This window comes from Kitasatospora sp. NPDC093102 (assembly GCF_040683915.1).
Lineage (GTDB): Bacteria > Actinomycetota > Actinomycetes > Streptomycetales > Streptomycetaceae > Kitasatospora.
Map to the genome: position 1 here is coordinate 195,217 of NZ_JBFBFA010000006.1, position 16,213 is coordinate 211,429.

A 16,213-nucleotide genomic window follows, 5' to 3' on the forward strand; every position below is an offset into this window, starting at 1 on the left:
GGATGACGGCGAACGGATGACAGGCGACAGATGACAGCTGACAGATTTCGAAATCTGTCAGCTGTCATCTGTTCGTTGTCCGCCGCCACCACCCACCCCCCGCGCGATCCCCACCAGCGTCTCCAGCGCCCGCGCCAGCACCGGCAGCGTCGGCGAGGCGAGCCCGACCCGGACGGCGGAGGGCGAGCGCCGGGGATCGACGGCGAAGGCCGCAGCGGGCGTGACCGAGATCCCGGCACGCTCCGCCTCCGCGGCGAAGGTCTCCGCCCGCAGGCCCGTCGGCAGCTCCCACCAGAGGTAGTACGAGCACGGGTCGGACCGCAGCCGTTGTCCCGCCAGCACCTCACGTGCCAGCAGCTGCCGGGCCGTCGCATCGGCCCGCTTCGCCGCCTCCACCGCCGCCAGCGTGCCGTCCCCGATCCAGCGCACCGCCGCCTCCAGCGCGAAGCCGCTCGGCGTCCACCCGCCCGAGCGCAACGCGCCCGCCACCCGCTCGCGCAGCGCCGCCGGGACGACCGCGAACCCGGTGGTCAGCCCCGGGGCGAGCCGCTTGGAGAGGCTGTCCACGAGTACCGTGCGCTCCGGCGCGAGCGCGGCCAACGGCGCCGACCCGGGCCGCAGGAAGGACCAGATGGCGTCCTCGACCACCGGCAGGTCGAGTTGCCGCAGCACCGCCACGAGGCCCGCGGCCCGATCCCCCGGCAGGCTCGCACCGAGCGGGTTCTGCAGGCGCGGCTGGACGTACACCGCGCGCAGCGGTGCGGCCCGGTGGGCGGCCGCCACGGCATCCGGCAGCAGCCCGTGCTCGTCCATGGCCAGCGGTACCAGCGTGATGCCCAGCCGCTCCGCCACCGCCTTGACCACCGGATAGGTCAGCTCCTCCACGCCCAGCCGCTGCCCTGCCGGTACCAGGGCCGACAGGGCCCCGGCGATGGCCTGGCGTCCGTTGCCGGCGAACAGCAGCTCGCCCGCCCCGACCTCCCAGGAGCCGGCCGACACCAGTCCTGCGAACGCCCGCCGGGCCGCGCCCGTCCCGGCCGCGCCGACCGGCCGCAGCGCGTCGCCCAGCGCGTCCGGCCGCAGCAGCGGCGCCAGTCCGCCCGCCAGCAGCTCGGCCTGCCCGGGGACGGAGGGGTAGTTGAGTTCCAGGTCCACGGGGGCGGTGGCCGGCTCCGCGAGTGCCACCCGGGCGCCGTCCGGTGCGCGCCCGGCCCGGACGAAGGTCCCGCGCCCGACCTCTCCGACGGTCAGCCCGCGCCGGGCCAGTTCCCGGTAGACCCGTCCCGCCGTCGAGTTGGCGATTCCCCGGCTGCGGGCGAACGCGCGCTGGGTGGGCAGCTGCCGGCCGGGCCGCAGCCGCCCGTCCGCGATCTCGGCGGCGACCTGGTCGGCGATCAGTCGGTAGTCGTCCATCGGCGGTCGGCCCTCCAGAGGTCCCGTGCAGCGGCGCGCGCACATTGCACCGAGTGCAAAGTCATCATTGCATCGACCTGATTGCCCGCCCTAGCCTCCTCGCATGGACGCGTTGACCTCCGCCGTGGACGGCCGGGCCGTGCTCGGGATCGCCGCCGTGGCCCTGGGCATGGTGCTGTCGCCCGGGCCCAACATGATCTACCTGGTTTCGCGCTCGATCGCGCAGGGCCGCCGCGCCGGGCTGGTCTCGCTGGTCGGGGTCGCGGCCGGCTTCCTGGTCTACCTGGTCGCGGTGACGGCGGGGGTGGCCGCGGTGTTCTCGGTGGTGCCCGCCCTCTACACCGCGATCAAGCTGGCCGGCGCCGGATACCTGCTCTGGCTGGCCTGGAAGGCGGTCAAGCCGGGCGGCACGGCGGTCTTCGCCCCGCAGCAGCTGCCGCCGGACCCGCCGCGCCGGCTGTTCGCGATGGGCTTCCTGACCTGTCTGCTCAACCCCAAGATCGCCATCATGTACATCTCGCTGCTGCCCCAGTTCGTGGCTCCGGAACGCGGTCACGTCGCCGTGCAGAGCCTGTTGCTGGGCCTGACCCAGATCGTGATCGCGATCACCGTCAACGGCCTGATCGCGGTGAGCGCGGGCAGCATCGCGGCCTTCCTCAACCGCCGTCCCGCCTGGCTGCGGATCCAGCGCTACCTGATGGGCACCGTCCTCGCCGGCCTCGCGGTGCACATCGCCGCCGACCGCGCCAAGGCCGTCGCCGTCTGAGCAGGGGCGTTCCCCTGGGTGTGGGCTCGGATGCGGAGAGTCGGTACGGTCGGGGCATGACCACAGCCTTGATCACCGGCGCGACCGCCGGCATCGGAGCCGCCTTCGCCCGCCGGCTCGCCCGCAGCGGCTACCAGCTCGTCCTGGTGGCCCGGGACACCGAGCGCCTGGAGCACGCCGCCGCCGACCTGCACGGCAGGTACGGCATCGAGGCGGAGGTGCTGACCGCCGACCTCGCGACCGACGAGGGCATCGGAGCCGTGGAGGCGCGGCTCGCCGACTCCGCCCGACCGGTGGACCTGCTGGTCAACAACGCCGGCTTCGGCAACAAGGGTGCCTTCGGGGCCGTCCCGCTCCAGGACGAGCTGGCCATGCTGAAGGTGCACATCGAGGCGGTCCTGCGGCTGACCACGGCCGCCCTGCCCGGCATGCGGGAGCGTGGCCGCGGCGCGATCGTCAACGTGGCCTCGGTGGCGGCCTTCCTGCCGCGCGGCACGTACGGCGCGAGCAAGGCCTGGGTGGTCAGCTTCACCCAGGGTGTGCTGCGCGACCTCGGCGGTACGGGCGTTCGGATGATGGCGCTGTGCCCGGGCTTCACCCGGACGGAGTTCCACCAGCGGGCCGGGATGGGCACCGGCAACATCCCGTCCTGGTCCTGGCTCTCCGCGGAGCGGGTGGTGGACGAGGCGATGCGTGACCTGGTCCGCGGCCGGTCCGTGTCCGTGCCGGGCAAGCGGTACAAGGCTGCCGTGGCCATCGCCCGGGTGCTGCCCTCGGGCAAGCTGGGCGGGCTCTCCTCGAAGGCGGCGCGCACCTACCGGACCAACTGACGGTCGGGCGGTCGGGCGGTCGGGCCCCGGGTCTGGGGCCCCGGCCTGGCGGCGGGGACGGATCGGCCCCGGGCATGGACGTCGAGGAATAGAGCAACCCTCACTATTAGCTTGTCTAACTATGAGCTATCCTCGCTATGCTGACTGCCGCTCGACCGTCCGCCCGACCGTCCCATCCAGGGAGGCCCGTCCTTGAGGCCCACCGCCATCGACTGGACCCCACCCGAACGCGCCGAGGGCGAACCCCGCCCGCCGGCCGAGTGGCGCCGCATCCTCGGCCTCTTCCGTCCGTACCGGGGCCGCCTGGCCGTCGTCGGGTTGCTGGTCGCCGCCTCCGCCGTGGTCTCGGTCGTCTCGCCGTTCCTGCTCAAGGCCGTCCTGGACACCGCCATCCCGCAGGGCCGCACCGGGCTGCTCAGCCTGCTCGCGCTCGGGATGATCCTGACCGCCGTGGTGAACAGCATCTTCAACGTCCTCCAGACGCTGATCTCCACCACCGTCGGCCAGCGCGTGATGCACGATCTGCGCACCGCCGTCTACGGCCACCTCCAGCGGCAGTCGCTGGCCTTCTTCACCCGCACCCGCACCGGCGAGGTGCAGTCCCGGATCGCCAACGACATCGGCGGCATGCAGTCCACGGTGACCTCCACCGCGACCAGCCTGGTCTCCAACCTGACCGCGGTGGTCGCCTCCGTCATCGCCATGGTCGCCCTCGACTGGCGGCTGACCGTCGTCTCGCTGCTGCTGCTCCCGCTGTTCGTCTGGATCAGCCGCCGGGTCGGCCAGGAGCGCAAGAAGATCACCACCGAGCGGCAGAAGCAGCTGGCCGCGATGAGCTCGGCGGTCCAGGAGTCGCTCTCGGTCAGCGGCATCCTGCTCGGCCGCACCATGGGCCGCTCCGGCTCGCTCGCCCGCGAGTTCACCGAGCAGTCCGACCAGCTCGCCGACCTGGAGGTGCGGGCCAGCATGGCCGGGCGCTGGCGGATGAACACCATCCAGATCGTGATGGCCGCGATGCCCGCGCTGATCTACTGGGCGGCAGGGCTGACCTCCGCCGCCGGCGCGCCGATCGTCTCGGTCGGCACCCTGGTCGCCTTCGTCACCCTTCAGCAGGGCCTCTTCCGCCCGACGGTCAGCCTGCTCTCCACCGGTGTCGACGTGCAGACCTCGCTCGCGCTCTTCCAGCGCATCTTCGAGTACCTCGACCTGCCGGTGGAGATCGCCGAGCCGGCCGACCCGGTCACCCTGGCCGACATCCGCGGCGAGGTCCGCTTCAAGGGCGTCGACTTCCGCTACGACCCGGCGCAGGAGCGCCCGACCCTGGCCGGTGTCGACCTCGAGGTCCCGGCCGGGAGCTCACTGGCCGTGGTCGGCGAGACGGGATCCGGCAAGACCACCCTCAGCTACCTCGTCCCGCGGCTGTACGACGTCACCGGCGGACGGGTCACCCTGGACGGCGTGGACGTGCGTGAGCTGTCCTTCGACACCCTGGCCCGCGCGGTCGGAGTGGTCTCCCAGGAGACCTACCTCTTCCACGCCTCGGTTGCCGAGAACCTGCGCTTCGCCAAGCCCGGCGCCAGCGACGCCGAACTGGTCGAGGCCGCCCGGGCTGCGCAGATCCACGACGCCATCGCCGCACTCCCGGACGGCTACGACACCCTGGTCGGCGAGCGCGGCTACCGCTTCTCCGGCGGCGAGAAGCAACGCCTCGCACTCGCCCGGACGATCCTGCGCAACCCGCCGGTGCTCATCCTCGACGAGGCGACCAGCGCGCTCGACAACCGCACCGAACGCGCCGTCCAGCAGGCCGTGGACGCTCTGGCCGCCGGCCGCACCACGATCACCATCGCGCACCGGCTCTCCACCGTCCGCACCGCCGACCAGATCGCCGTCCTGGACCACGGCGAGGTGGTCGAACTCGGCACCCACGAGGAGCTGGTGGCGCTGGACGGCCGGTACGCGGCGCTGCTGCGCCGGGAGGCGCCGGGGGTCGTCGGCCGGCCGGAACCGGCCGGGCTCGGTCACGTGTGACGGGCCGGGGCACGGTCGGCCGGTGCGGCCACGACGCCCGCGCCCCTGCACATTGCGGTCGCACATCGCGGGCGCCCATCGCGGTCGTGACCGTGCACAGGGCGGCCGCGCGGCGACGGAGCGGCGGTCAGGCCGCCTTCGGGACCTCGTTGTAGCTCTCCGCGACCTCCTGGCCGGAGAGCCGCTGGATGGCGGCCATCACCTCGTCGGTCACCTGCCGACGGGCCTTCAGCGAGCGGGCCTGTCCGTGCAGCTCGTCGAAGTGCAGGGGTTCGCCGAAGCGGACCGTCACCTTCTTCAGCCGCGGCACGCGCTTGCCCACCGGAAGGATCTGCTCCGGACCCTCCAGCGCCACCGGGACCACCGGCACGCCCGCGGTCAGCGCGAGCCAGGCGACGCCCGTCTTGCCCCGGTAGAGCCGGCCGTCCAGCGAGCGGGTGCCCTCGGGGTAGATGCCGAAGGCCTTGCCGTCCTCCAGGATCTCCAGCGCCGACTCCAGCGAGGCCTGAGCGGAACGGTAGGTGCCGCGTTCGACCGGCACCGCGCCGATCGCCTCGAAGAAGCCCTTGGAGAGCCGGCCCTTGAGCCCGGTACCGGTGAAGTACTCGGCCTTGGCGAGGAAGTGGACCCGGCGTGGGGCGGTCAGCGGGATCACCACGCTGTCGATGAAGGACAGGTGGTTGCTGGCCAGAATCACCCCGCCCTTGCGCGGCACGTTCTCGATTCCCTCGATGACCGGCCGCCAGATCCCCCGCGAGACCGGTTTCAGCACCAACTTGGTGACGAGGTCGAGCACGATTCCCTCCCTGGATGGACGACCGCCCGGGAGGAGCCCGGGCCCGCAATCAGATCCGCAGACTACGACACCCACCCCTGCGCCCGTCCACTCCCGGCGGCCGTGGCGCGTGCCACGGCCGGGTAGGGTACGGCCGTCCGAACCAAGCAAGACCCCGCAGTACCCAGGAGGGCACGATGGAGACCACCGAGGCTATCAAGGCCTTTTTCGACCGCTTCGACAAGGACGGCGACGGCAGGATCACGGCGGCCGAGTACGCCCTGGCCGCCAACGAGATGGGCGACCACGACGTCACCCTCTCGATGGCCGAGGCGCTGATCCACAGCATGGACACCAACCACGACGGCGTCCTGACCTTCGAGGAGTTCCTGGCCGCCCGCCGGCGCTGAGCTCGCGCCGACGGGGCCGGTCGCCGTACCGGCGGCACCGGCCCCGTCCGGAGGTCCGGCTCGGGGCTCCCCACCTGTCCGGGCTCTGCTGCGGTACGGGGATCTGCCGCAGCGCGGGTCCTACCGCTTCTCCACCGGGAACACCCGGCGCACCACCCGCTCCGCCGCCCCGCCGTCGTCCCAGACGCAGAACTTCGCCCGGAACCGCGCCCGCGCCGCAGGCTCCGGGTCGCCCGCCAGCAACGCCCGCGCCAGCCCGTCCGCGTCCACCGTGACCGCGCCCGGCGGCTCCGCGAACAGGTCGAAGTAGACGCCGCGTTCCCGCTGGTACTCCTCCCAGTCCGGGGCGAAGATCACCACCGGCCGGTCCAGCACCGCGTAGTCGAACATCATCGACGAGTAGTCCGTCACCAGCGCGTCCGCCGCGAGGTAGAGGTCCTCGACGGTCGGGTGCGCCGAGACGTCCACGATCCGCGCCGATTCCGCGCCGGCCCCCGTGAGGTCGCCCGGGCCGTCGGTGTGGAAGTAGTGGGTGCGCACCAGCAGCGTGTGGTCCGGGCCCAGCCGCCGGGCCAGTTCGGCCACGTCCAGCAGCGGCACGTAGCCGCCCTTGCTGCCGCGGTGGGTCGGCGCGTACAGCACCGCCCGGGTGTCCGGTTGCAGCCCGAGCTGCTCTCGCATCGCCCGGACCTCGTCCGAAGTGGCGTTCGCCAGCCGGTCGTTGCGCGGGTAGCCGGTGTCCAGCATCTCGTACCGACCGGGGAAGGCGCGGGCGAAGTGCCCGCTGGTGTGCGGGTTGGGGGAGACCAGGAAGTCCCAGCGGTCCACGGCCTCCTGGAGCAGCTCGAAGTCCATCCCCTCGGCCGCCGCCGGGTGGTCGCGCAGGTCCATGCCCATCGCCTTGAGCGGGGTGCCGTGCTGGGTCTGGACGTGCACCGTGCCCGGCCGCTTCGTCATGGTGCGGGGGAAGTTGACGTTGTTGACGAAGTACTTGGCGGTCGCCATCACCTTGAGGTAGGCGGGGGTGTTGACGATCACGTACGGCACCCCGGGCGGCAGCGTGGCGGCCTGGGCGCGGTTCTCCACCACCCACACGCCCCGGATCCGCGGGGCGAGTTCCTTCGCCTTCTCGTAGATCGCCGCCGGGCTGCACGCGTAACCCCGGTGCCAGTACGCGGCGTAGACCGCGAGGTTCGGGTCCAGCGGCAGTCGGCGGAACGCGTTGTACGCGGTGAACCGGGCGCCGCTGCGCATTCCCTTCTTCACCGCCGGCGCCACCGCCCGTGCCCCGCGCTTGAGTTCGCGCGGCAGCCGGCCGGTGCGGCGCAGCTCCGCGTACGCGATCCGGGCGCCGCGGGCGGCCAGCCGGTACTGCACGCCGCGCACCCCGCCGGGGAAGCGGTACCCGGCCGGGCGGTGGCGGTCGAAGTGCCGGGCGATCCGCTGGAAGAAGTCCTTGCGCAGGTCGGCGGGGACCAGGCCGGGGGTGTCGTAGACGTTCAGCGCCTGGCGGACGGTCCGGTCGAAGACCATGGTGCGCAGCGAGTCCGGGACGGGCCGGCCGGGGCGGTCCGGGCGGTCCAGGAAGGCGAAGATCGCGTCGTACTGGGCGAACACGTCGGCGTGCTTGGGGGAGGCGGTGGCGGTGATCGCGCCGTCCCGGCCGCGCCGGTAGAAGTAGCAGGGGCGGTCGAGGTACCGCAGCCGCTCGGCGGCCAGCAGCGCCGGGTAGGTGACCGAGATGTCCTCGTAGTAGCCGCGGCCGAAGGAGACGCCGAGGCCGTCCAGGAACTCGAGGCGGAACAGTTTGTTCCACACCGACATCACCGTCTGGAACAGTGCCGGGTGCTCGGCCAGGGTGCAGCCCTCGACCAGCGGGGAGCCGGCCAGCACGTGGCGCCAGGGGTTCGGCTCCGTCCCGCCGTCCGGGTAGACGTGGGTGAAGCCGGTGACCAGCACGTCGGCGGGGGTCTCCCGGCCGCGCTCCTGCACCAGCTCGTCCAGCAGTACGCCGACCGTGCCCTCGGGCACCCAGTCGTCGCTGTCCACGAACCAGACGTACTGGCCGCGGGCCTGCGGCAGGGCGGCGGTGCGGGCGCCGCCGAGGCCCTGGTTCTCGGTGAGGTGCAGCACCCGCAGGCGACTGTCGCGGGCCGCGTAGGCGTCCAGGATCGCGCCGGAGCCGTCGGGGGAGAGGTCGTCGACCGCGATCACCTCGAAGCGGGTCTCCGCGGCGGGGGTGTCGCCGAGGATCGAGTCGAGGCAGCGCGGGAGGTACCGCTCCACGCCGTGGACCGGGAGCACGATGCTGAGGAGGAGGGACACGCTGGCCGAGTGTACCGATCCACAGGGTGCGACCTGCGCGGACGTCCGGTGCAGGGCCCCGGGGGCGGTGGCGGCGGGGCTGTCGCGGCCGGGGGCCCGGGCGGGGCGTGCGGACGCGGGGGCCGGGCGGTTGTCCGGGTGGGGGCTGGACAGGGCGTGCGTGGGGCCCCGGAACCGCCGGTGCCGGGCCCCTCACGGGGCGGCACCGGCAGTCAGGTGGCGGTCCGGCCGACCCTCTACGGCCGACCGCCGGTCCGGGCACCGCGCGAGCCTGGCCACCGCAGCGTCGAGGCGGCCGGGCAGTGGCTCGCGGGAGCCGGAGTTCTTCATCACTCGAACACGCGCTTGCGTGCGGTGCGGGCACTGGCGCGTTCAACAGATATTGCTTGGAGGATCGGCCGGAGTCAATCCCGCGAATGTGTTCACTTCCTGAAATCGGGCGGTTGGGGTGTCGGCGGCATCCCCGTTCGGGCGGGTCTTGTCCGGCGGGCGCCCTGTCGATCGCTTTGTCGATGTGGCGGCTGTCCCCTATATGGAGACGCGGGCGTGTGGCCGGGACGCGGGCGGGATGCGGGTGGGACGCGGGCGGTTGTGGGCGGGGCATGGGGTGGGGCGCCGCTGGGGCGCTGCGGTGCGCCGGGCGCGCGGTTGCCGCGCCCGCGACTGCCGGTCCTGGTGACGGACGGCCGGTCGTGCACCATCATTGATGCCTAGTCGTGACCGGCCGGGTCAGCCCCTGGTGCTTCGTCAGTTGACGCCGCACGATACGGTGGCACAACACCAAGGACGGTTGCGCGAAGGCCGTCCGTCACGGATAGTCTTCGCCTCACGGCCCTGGCGCCTCGTAGGGGTGGGAAAACTGATGGAACACATGCAAGTGCGGACTCGGCCCCGCGTGCCGGCGATCCAGTGCGGTGTCGGCACGACCGGCCGCCGGATCGAGCGACACCTGGCCGTGCTCGGCGCGCCCGCACTCCCGGCGGTGGACACCGCCGAGGCGCTCGGGTTGATAAGGGAACTCACGCCGCGCGGCGCCGAGGCCCCGACGATCCGTCGTCGCCACACCAGGATCTCGCTGCTGACGCCGCTGCGTCGGCTGCGGCGGAGCCTCTTCGGCGGGCGCGGCTAGTCCGGCCGGCGCGGCACGGGTCCCCCCGCCGCCCGGTCGGGAACCGACCCGGTGGACCGTCCGGTCCGCCGGGTCTTCGGTGTGTCCGGGCGGTGGCCGGGTGGCGTCCGGCGGGTGGCCCGGATGGCCGGGGCGCTGTGGTCTGAACCTTTCACCTTATGCGAGTTTGCCTCCCCGGCAAGGCGAGTCGGCGAGGGAGTACGTCCGGCCCGCTGACCTGGGACAGGATGGCGCCATGGCGGACAACAACCACTCCACCCAGGCCGGATCGTTCCCGGCCACCACCTTCCAGAGCAGCACCCTCGAGATCACCACCGGCAGCCGCGAGGTCGCGCTCGACATCACCGACCGCTGCGCAGCGTTCCTCGACGAACGGGCCGCCGGGCGCGACGGCCTGCTCAACGTCTTCGTGCCGCACGCCACCGCGGGGATCGCGGTGCTGGAGACCGGCTCCGGCAGCGACGACGACTTCCTCGCCACCCTGCGCGACCTGCTCCCGGCCGACGACCGTTGGCGTCACCGGCACGGCAGCCCCGGCCACGGCCGGGACCACGTGGTGCCCGGCCTGGTCGCCCCGCACGCCACCCTGCCGGTGCTCGGCGGTCAACTGGCGCTCGGTGTCTGGCAGTCGGTGGTGCTGATCGACACCAACGGGGACAACCCGCGCCGGACCGTCCGGTTGTCCTTCCTCGGCTGACGCCCGACGGCGTGTGCGGGGCCGGACGCGAGGCCCGGGCGCGACGCTGCCCGGCGGTGGGCAGCCCGGCGGGCGGACCCAGCGACGCTCGGCGGACTCAGTGGACTCAGTGGACTCGGCGGACGTGCGCGGCGACCGCGGCGAGGTAGCGCTCGATCGCCAGGTGCTGGCAGAGCAGCGCCACCGGACGGCCCAGCCTGGCGTACCAGGCGGACAGCCGGGAGAACGCGGTGACCTCGAACCACACCTCGCCGTCGGCGTCCATCGACACCAGGAAGGCCTCCTCGCCGCACTCCGGATGCCCGGGGAGGGTTCCGTAGCCGAACCCGATCCGGCCCGGCTCGTCCACCGTCCACACCACCCGGCAGGGGATCAGCAGCCGGGGCCACCGGCGCCCCGGCAGGTTCAGCCGCAGCAGCACCGTCCCACCCTCCCTGGCCGGGCCGGCTGGGTACACCGCGAAGCCGGTGCCCAACTGGCTGCCCCACCCGAGCACGTACCGGCCGGCCCGCTCCAGCACCTCCGGCCCGTGCCCCAGGTGGACCCGCCGACGCAGGTGGGCGTAGCCGTCCGGCAGTCGTCCGCCCCCGCCCCGGGTGGCGCCCACCTCGGGGTACGGCGGGGTGGTGGCGTGGGCGGCGAGCAGGCGTCGGTGCAGGTCGGTGGACATGCCGGTCACGGTAGCCGCCGGCCGGGAGGGGACGACGGGAGGGGCGGCGGGCGGAGCAGCGGACGGACTCCGGCGGACAGATTTCAGATGACGGATCACAGCGAACGTTTTCTGAAATCTGTTCGCTGGCATTCGTCCGCCGGGCCGGGGCCGAGGCCGGAGCGTGTTGCAGCAGGGCGGGGGTGCGGAGTAGGAAGGCGACATGAGCGACACCGGTACGAACCAGGAAGCGGGCGTCTGCGAACTCGGGCCCGATGGCGGAGCGCAGGCGGCGCTGCGGCACGACCCGGAGGCGACCGGGCCACGCGCCGACTGCGTACTGTGCGGCGAGCCGACCGAACTGCCCGCCGACCAGCCGGGCAGCACCCTCTGCCCGGTGTGCGCCTGGCAGCAGGCGCAGCGGATCGCCTGCTCGGGCTGAGCCCGGGCTGATCCCGCACCGATCCCGGGCTGGTCCCCGCCCCGGTCAGGGCGACCGGCCCTACGCGTCCTCCCGCCCGGCCAGCGCCAGGGTCGAGCCGTGCCGCCCCTTGCGGACCAGCAGCTGGGCGGGGATGCGGCTGCGCAGGTCGGCCACGTGGCTGACGATGCCGACCGTGCGGTCCCGCTCGCGCAGACCGTCCAGGACGTCCATGACCTCCTCCAGGGCGTGCTCGTCGAGGGTGCCGAAGCCCTCGTCGATGAAGAGGGTGTCCAGCGGCATGCCGCCTGCCTCGTCGGTGACCACGTCGGCCAGGCCCAGGGCGAGGGAGAGCGAGGCGAAGAAGCTCTCGCCGCCGGAGAGGGTCGCGGTGTCCCGCTCGGTGCCTGTCCAGGCGTCGACCACCCGCAGGGCCAGGCCCGAGCGCTTGGTTCCGGTGCCCCGGTCGTCGCTGTGGACCAGCGTGTACCGCCCGCCGGACATCCGGACCAGCCGGTCGCTGGCCGCCGCCGCGACCTGCTCCAGCCGGGCCGCCAGGACGTACGACTCCAGGCGCATCCGCAGCCGGTTCTCGGCGGAGGTGCCGGCCGCGAGCGCGGCGAGCCGGTTGATCCGCCCGTACCGGTTCAGTGCCGGGGCCAGTTCGGCGGCGAGCCCGGCGAGCTGCCGCCCGATCGCGGCCAGTGCCCCGCAGCGCTCGTGGGCCGCTGCCCGGGCGGCATGCGCCCGGCCGAACCGGTCGGTGGCGGCGCCGAGCCCGGCCGCGACGGCGGGCAGGTCCACCGGTGGACGGCCCGCGGCCTCGGCCAGCTCCGGCAGCGCGAGCTCGCGGCGGACAGCGGCCGTCTCCGCGCCGTGCTGCTCCAGTCGGGCCTCCAAGCGCTCGCGCTCCTCGCGCGGCAGCAGCACGGCCAGTGCCGCCTCGGCGTCCGGGAAGCCCGCCGCGGCGGCGGCCTTGCCCAGTTCGCCCTCGGCCTCGTCGAGCCGGGCCGCCGCCTCCGCGTGCGCCCGGGCGGCGCTGGCCGCCGCCGCGACCGCCTCGGTGAGCCTGGTGAGGGCCGCGGACCGGTCGGCGACCGAGGCCGCCTCGCCCCGGGCGGCCGCCACCCGGGCGGCCAGAGTCCGCTGCTCGGTGCCGAGTGCCAGCAGCCGGTCGGAGAGGACGGCGGCGCGCTCCTTGGCCTCGTGCAGCTCTTCCACCCGGCGGGCCCGGTCCTGCGACAGCCGGGTGATCTCCTGCTCGACCCGGCCGAGCGCCTCCGCCGCGTGCCGCGCCTCGCGGTGCTCGCGTTCCAGCCCGGCGAGGGCCTGCGCGAGCGACTCCGTACCGTCCGGCCCGGCCGCGCCGACGGCGGTGGCCTCGCGCACCCGCAGCGCGGTGAGCGCCTGGTCGGCCTCCGTCCAGACCCGCTCGGCCGCGGCCTGTGCCCGGCGAGCCCGCTCCTCGTCCTCGGCGCCGACCCGGCTGCCGGGCGCAGCCTCGGCGGGCGCCGGGTGCTCGGGTGAGCCGCAGACCCGGCAGGCCTCGCCCGCGCACAGCTGCTCGGCCAGTTCGGCGGCCATGCCGCTCAGCCGGCGGTCCCGCAGGTCCAGGCTGTGCTCGCGGGCGTCCAGCGCGGCGGTGCGCAGGGCAGTCACCCGGGGCTCGGCCGCGGCGATCTCGGCGCGCAGGCCGTCGCGCTCTCGGGCCGCGCCCAGGCGGGCGGTCAACTCGGTGCGCTGCCCGTCCAGTTGCTCGACCTGGGCGGTTGCCGAGCGGGCCTCGGTGTGCTGCTGCTCCAGGCGGCTCAGCTCGCCCTCGAACTCGGCGAGCCAGTCCTCGGCCTCCTCGGCCAGCTCCTCGGCGGCGCGCCGGTCGTCCGTCAGGGAGCCCTGCTCGTGGTCGAGTTCGGCGCAGCGCCGCTCCTCCGTCCGGGCCGTCTCCAGCCGGACCACCTCGGCCCGCAGCCGCAGGTCGGCCTCGGCCAGCCCGGCGGCATCGGCCCCGGCGAGCGCCCGGCCGTCGCCGCCGGAGGCGGCCAGCGCCTCGCGGTGCCGGCGTTCCGCCTGCTGCGCGCGCCGGAGCGCCTCGGCCGCGCTCTCCCGCAGCCGCAGCGCCGACTCCACCCCGACGGCCTCCTGCGCCGCGGTCAGCCGCCGCCGGTCCGCGGCCGCAGCGGGATCGAAGCCGGCCAGTCGCTCCGCCCGGTCCAGCGCCTCGCGGTGCCGGCGCTGGCGTCCGGCCAGCTCCTCGGCGGCCTCGCGGTGCGCCTGGGCGGCGCGCTGGGCCGCCTCGGCGCTCGCGAGGGCGGCCTCGGTGACGGCGAGCTGCTCGGCCGCGCCGCTGCGCAGGACCGCCGCCCAGTCGAGCACCCCGGCGGTCAGACCGGCGTCGTCGTCCTCGGCCGGCACCCAGTCCGCGGCGGGCTCGGCCCCCGGACCGGCGGCCTGCTCGGCCTTGCTGGCGAGGTCCCGCAGCCGGCGCCGGCCGGCCTGGACGGCGGCCTCCTGACCGCGGCGCTGCTCGGCCAGCCAGGCCTCCACGTGCTGGAACCGCTCGGTGTCGAACAGCCGCCGCAGCAGCTTGCCGCGCTCCTCCGAGTCGGCCTTGAGGAAACGGGCGAAGTCGCCCTGCGGAAGCAGTACGACCTGGCAGAACTGTTCCCGGTTCATGCCGATCAGCCGGTGGATCTCCTCACCGGCCTCCTGGTGCGACGTGCTGAGCCCCCGCCAGCCGGGCGTGCCGTCGCCGGTGTCGGCGGCCCACTCGCGCAGCAGGGTCTGCGCCCGCTCGACCGTGGTGCCGGTGCCGACCTTCTTCGGCCGGCGCTGCTCCGGCAGCCGGGTGATCTGGAGCCGCCGCCCGCCGAGGGTCAGTTCGAGCTCCACCGACGTCAGCCGCTTCGGGTCGGCGTGATCGCTGCGCAGCCGATTGGCCCGGCGCGCGCCCGGCGTCTCGCCGTACAGGGCGAAGCAGACCGCGTCCAGCACGCTGGTCTTGCCCGCGCCCGTCGCGCCGCGGAGCAGGAACAGCCCGCCGGCGGCGAGCGCGTCGAAGTCCACCGTCTCGGTGCCCGCGAACGGGCCGAAGGCGGTGACGGTGAGCCGGTGCAGCCTCATCGGGGCAGGTCCGCCTTCCGGTCGGTGGTCTCCCGGACGCGCTCGAAGCCCTCGCGCAGCCAGCCGAGCTCGTCCGGCTCCGGCTCGGCGCCGGGGCGCACGTGCCGCAGGAAGCCCTCCGCGATCTCCAGGTCCGCGCGGCCGCTGACCCGGGCCGCGTAGGACTGCGAGGGCTCGGCGTCGCTCTGCTCGGGGTCGAACAGCAGCTGGAGGGTGTGCGGGAAGCGGCGGCGCAACCGCTCCATCGGCTCGCTCGGCCGGACCGCGTCGGTGAGCGTGGCCTGTACCCAGGACTGCTCGTGCCCGGCGTACTTCTCCTCGGTGAGCAGTGCGTCGAGCGTGTCGCGCAGCGTCGCCAGCCGGCGCGGCGCGGGGCAGGGGACGCGCTCGGCAGTCACCGAGCCGTCGGCGGCCAGGTCGACCAGCCACATGGTCTTGCGCTGGTTCACCTCGGAGAAGGAGTAGGCGAGCGGGGAGCCGCTGTAGCGCAGGTGCGGGGCGAGCGTCTGGCAACCGTGCAGGTGGCCGAGCGCGGCGTAGTGCACCCCGTCGAAGACCGACGCCGGTACGGAGGCGACGCCGCCGACCGCGATGTCCCGCTCGCTGTCGCTCGGCGCGCCGCCGGTGACGAAGGCGTGCGCCAGCACCACCGCCCGGGTACCGGCGGGGCGCGCCGTGAGATCCGCCCGGACCCGGTCCATCGCGGCCCCGAGCACCGCCGCGTGCCCGCCCTTCGCCAGCCCGAACCGCTCGCGCACCAGCGTCGGCTCCAGGTACGGCAGCCCGTACACCGCCACCGGACCGTGCTCGTCCGCCAGCAGGACGGGCTCGGCGCACTCGCCCGGGTCGGTCCGCAGGTGGATGCCGGCCCGTCCGATCAGCCCCGCCCCGACCCCGAGGCGGCGGGCCGAGTCGTGGTTGCCGCTGATGAAGACCGTCGGCACGCCGAGGTCCGCCAGCCGGTGCAGCACGTCGTCGAACATGGCGACCGCTTCCAGCCCGGGCAGTGCCCGGTCGTACACGTCACCCGCGACCAGTACGGCGTCCACGCCCTCGGACCGGACCACCTCCACCAGGTGGTCCAGGAAGGCGCGCTGGGCGTCGTGCAGGCTCTCCCGGTGGAACGAGCGCCCGAGATGCCAGTCGGAGGTATGCAGCAGTCGCATGGTCCCCGACCCTAACGCGCAGCACTGACAATCCCGCCCGGCTCCGTGGCACCGCAGGCCCCGGGGGCCGCGGTGGTCCCGGCTCCACACGCCTGGGGCCTTGCCCGCCCGCCGGCGGGGCGCGGGAGCCGCCTGCCCGCTCGGTGGGGGTCGGCCGGCCTGCGCGGAGCCGGTGGCCGGCGTTCGCGTCTCCCCGGTTTCCGGCGGTCCGGGCCCCGGGGCGCTCAGCGGCGGCGGTCAGGGGCGGCGCTGAGCTTGTTCGATTACTTGGGGTGAATTGTCAGTGGCTCTGTGTATGTTCCTCCGCGTCGGCCGTTCCCAGCCGGGGTGGTCGGCGCGATCCGGTGTCGGGCGAGCGAGAAGGAGGAGCCATGGCTGCTGTGCGGGAACCGGTGTGCGGGGTGCCGGGCGCTGCGGCGGGACGGCCGTCGCGGAGGTGTCGGCGGGTGCTGGTGCTGGCCGGCCGGAGGCCGGGTGAGGG

13 protein-coding genes are annotated in these 16,213 nt (G+C 74.2%); 7 read left to right on the forward strand and 6 right to left on the reverse strand.

The genetic code is table 11. The annotated features are described in order from the left end of the window. Positions 1-57 precede the first annotated feature (57 nt). Entirely contained in the window at positions 58-1,413 is a 1,356-nt protein-coding gene (locus AB0O11_RS11555; protein WP_363384366.1) for a PLP-dependent aminotransferase family protein, read from the reverse strand. Between the two features lie 103 nt (positions 1,414-1,516). Here AB0O11_RS11555 and AB0O11_RS11560 point away from each other — a divergent pair, with 103 nt between their 5' ends. The 3 genes from AB0O11_RS11560 (at position 1,517) to AB0O11_RS11570 (ending at position 5,040) form a co-directional block, all read left to right on the forward strand. Then, a complete protein-coding gene (locus AB0O11_RS11560; RefSeq protein WP_363384368.1) occupies positions 1,517-2,179 on the forward strand; it encodes a LysE family translocator in 663 nt (220 codons plus the stop codon). A 56-nt stretch (positions 2,180-2,235) separates the two neighbouring features. Then, complete coding sequence (locus tag AB0O11_RS11565) at positions 2,236-3,009, forward strand: SDR family oxidoreductase (protein WP_363384370.1); 774 nt, start codon at positions 2,236-2,238, stop codon at positions 3,007-3,009. A 192-nt stretch (positions 3,010-3,201) separates the two neighbouring features. Then, on the forward strand, positions 3,202-5,040 hold the full coding sequence (locus AB0O11_RS11570) for an ABC transporter ATP-binding protein (protein WP_363384373.1): 1,839 nt from the start codon (positions 3,202-3,204) through the stop codon (positions 5,038-5,040). A 127-nt stretch (positions 5,041-5,167) separates the two neighbouring features. Here AB0O11_RS11570 and AB0O11_RS11575 read toward each other — a convergent pair whose 3' ends face one another. After that, complete coding sequence (locus AB0O11_RS11575; RefSeq protein WP_224282187.1) at positions 5,168-5,836, reverse strand: lysophospholipid acyltransferase family protein; 669 nt, start codon at positions 5,834-5,836, stop codon at positions 5,168-5,170. A 176-nt stretch (positions 5,837-6,012) separates the two neighbouring features. Between AB0O11_RS11575 and AB0O11_RS11580 the strand changes: the two genes are divergently transcribed. Beyond that, positions 6,013-6,225, forward strand: coding sequence for an EF-hand domain-containing protein (locus tag AB0O11_RS11580; RefSeq protein WP_363384377.1), 213 nt, complete (start codon positions 6,013-6,015; stop codon positions 6,223-6,225). 120 nt (positions 6,226-6,345) lie between these two features. Here AB0O11_RS11580 and AB0O11_RS11585 read toward each other — a convergent pair whose 3' ends face one another. Next, a complete protein-coding gene (locus AB0O11_RS11585) occupies positions 6,346-8,550 on the reverse strand; it encodes a bifunctional glycosyltransferase family 2 protein/CDP-glycerol:glycerophosphate glycerophosphotransferase (RefSeq protein ID WP_363384380.1) in 2,205 nt (734 codons plus the stop codon). A gap of 862 nt (positions 8,551-9,412) precedes the next feature. Here AB0O11_RS11585 and AB0O11_RS11590 point away from each other — a divergent pair. Both AB0O11_RS11590 and AB0O11_RS11595 read left to right on the forward strand, forming a co-directional pair. Beyond that, positions 9,413-9,679 (forward strand): hypothetical protein, encoded by a 267-nt coding sequence (locus AB0O11_RS11590; protein ID WP_224282190.1) that lies wholly within the window; start codon positions 9,413-9,415, stop codon positions 9,677-9,679. A gap of 235 nt (positions 9,680-9,914) precedes the next feature. Further along, the gene (locus tag AB0O11_RS11595) at positions 9,915-10,376 is read left to right on the forward strand and encodes a YjbQ family protein (protein WP_363384383.1); all 462 of its coding nucleotides are present in this window, start codon (positions 9,915-9,917) and stop codon (positions 10,374-10,376) included. Between the two features lie 106 nt (positions 10,377-10,482). On the opposite strand, the gene AB0O11_RS11600 is transcribed toward AB0O11_RS11595, so the two are convergent. Continuing rightward, on the reverse strand, positions 10,483-11,046 hold the full coding sequence (locus AB0O11_RS11600; RefSeq protein WP_363384386.1) for a DUF1990 domain-containing protein: 564 nt from the start codon (positions 11,044-11,046) through the stop codon (positions 10,483-10,485). 202 nt (positions 11,047-11,248) lie between these two features. On the opposite strand from AB0O11_RS11600, the gene AB0O11_RS11605 reads away from it, so the two are divergent. After that, entirely contained in the window at positions 11,249-11,467 is a 219-nt protein-coding gene (locus tag AB0O11_RS11605; protein ID WP_363384389.1) for a hypothetical protein, read from the forward strand. A 60-nt stretch (positions 11,468-11,527) separates the two neighbouring features. On the opposite strand, the gene AB0O11_RS11610 is transcribed toward AB0O11_RS11605, so the two are convergent. Together AB0O11_RS11610 and AB0O11_RS11615 are read right to left on the reverse strand one after the other, a co-directional pair. After that, entirely contained in the window at positions 11,528-14,566 is a 3,039-nt protein-coding gene (locus AB0O11_RS11610) for an SMC family ATPase (protein ID WP_363384391.1), read from the reverse strand. Beyond that, positions 14,563-15,732 (reverse strand): exonuclease SbcCD subunit D, encoded by a 1,170-nt coding sequence (locus tag AB0O11_RS11615; RefSeq protein WP_363384394.1) that lies wholly within the window; start codon positions 15,730-15,732, stop codon positions 14,563-14,565. Before AB0O11_RS11615 ends, AB0O11_RS11610 begins: the two co-directional genes overlap by 4 nt. Positions 15,733-16,213: the final 481 nt, after the last annotated feature.

What these genes read in the sequence shown, in the direction of transcription:
- AB0O11_RS11605 (WP_363384389.1), top strand. Translation starts at nt 11,249, where the DNA reads ATGAGCGACACCGGTACGAACCAGGAAGCGGGCGTCTGCGAACTCGGG.
- AB0O11_RS11595 (WP_363384383.1), top strand. Translation starts at nt 9,915, where the DNA reads ATGGCGGACAACAACCACTCCACCCAGGCCGGATCGTTCCCGGCCACC.
- AB0O11_RS11615 (WP_363384394.1), bottom strand. Translation starts at nt 15,732, where the DNA reads ATGCGACTGCTGCATACCTCCGACTGGCATCTCGGGCGCTCGTTCCAC.
- AB0O11_RS11610 (WP_363384391.1), bottom strand. Translation starts at nt 14,566, where the DNA reads ATGAGGCTGCACCGGCTCACCGTCACCGCCTTCGGCCCGTTCGCGGGC.
- AB0O11_RS11600 (WP_363384386.1), bottom strand. Translation starts at nt 11,046, where the DNA reads ATGTCCACCGACCTGCACCGACGCCTGCTCGCCGCCCACGCCACCACC.
- AB0O11_RS11580 (WP_363384377.1), top strand. Translation starts at nt 6,013, where the DNA reads ATGGAGACCACCGAGGCTATCAAGGCCTTTTTCGACCGCTTCGACAAG.
- AB0O11_RS11565 (WP_363384370.1), top strand. Translation starts at nt 2,236, where the DNA reads ATGACCACAGCCTTGATCACCGGCGCGACCGCCGGCATCGGAGCCGCC.
- AB0O11_RS11560 (WP_363384368.1), top strand. Translation starts at nt 1,517, where the DNA reads ATGGACGCGTTGACCTCCGCCGTGGACGGCCGGGCCGTGCTCGGGATC.
- AB0O11_RS11590 (WP_224282190.1), top strand. Translation starts at nt 9,413, where the DNA reads ATGGAACACATGCAAGTGCGGACTCGGCCCCGCGTGCCGGCGATCCAG.
- AB0O11_RS11555 (WP_363384366.1), bottom strand. Translation starts at nt 1,413, where the DNA reads ATGGACGACTACCGACTGATCGCCGACCAGGTCGCCGCCGAGATCGCG.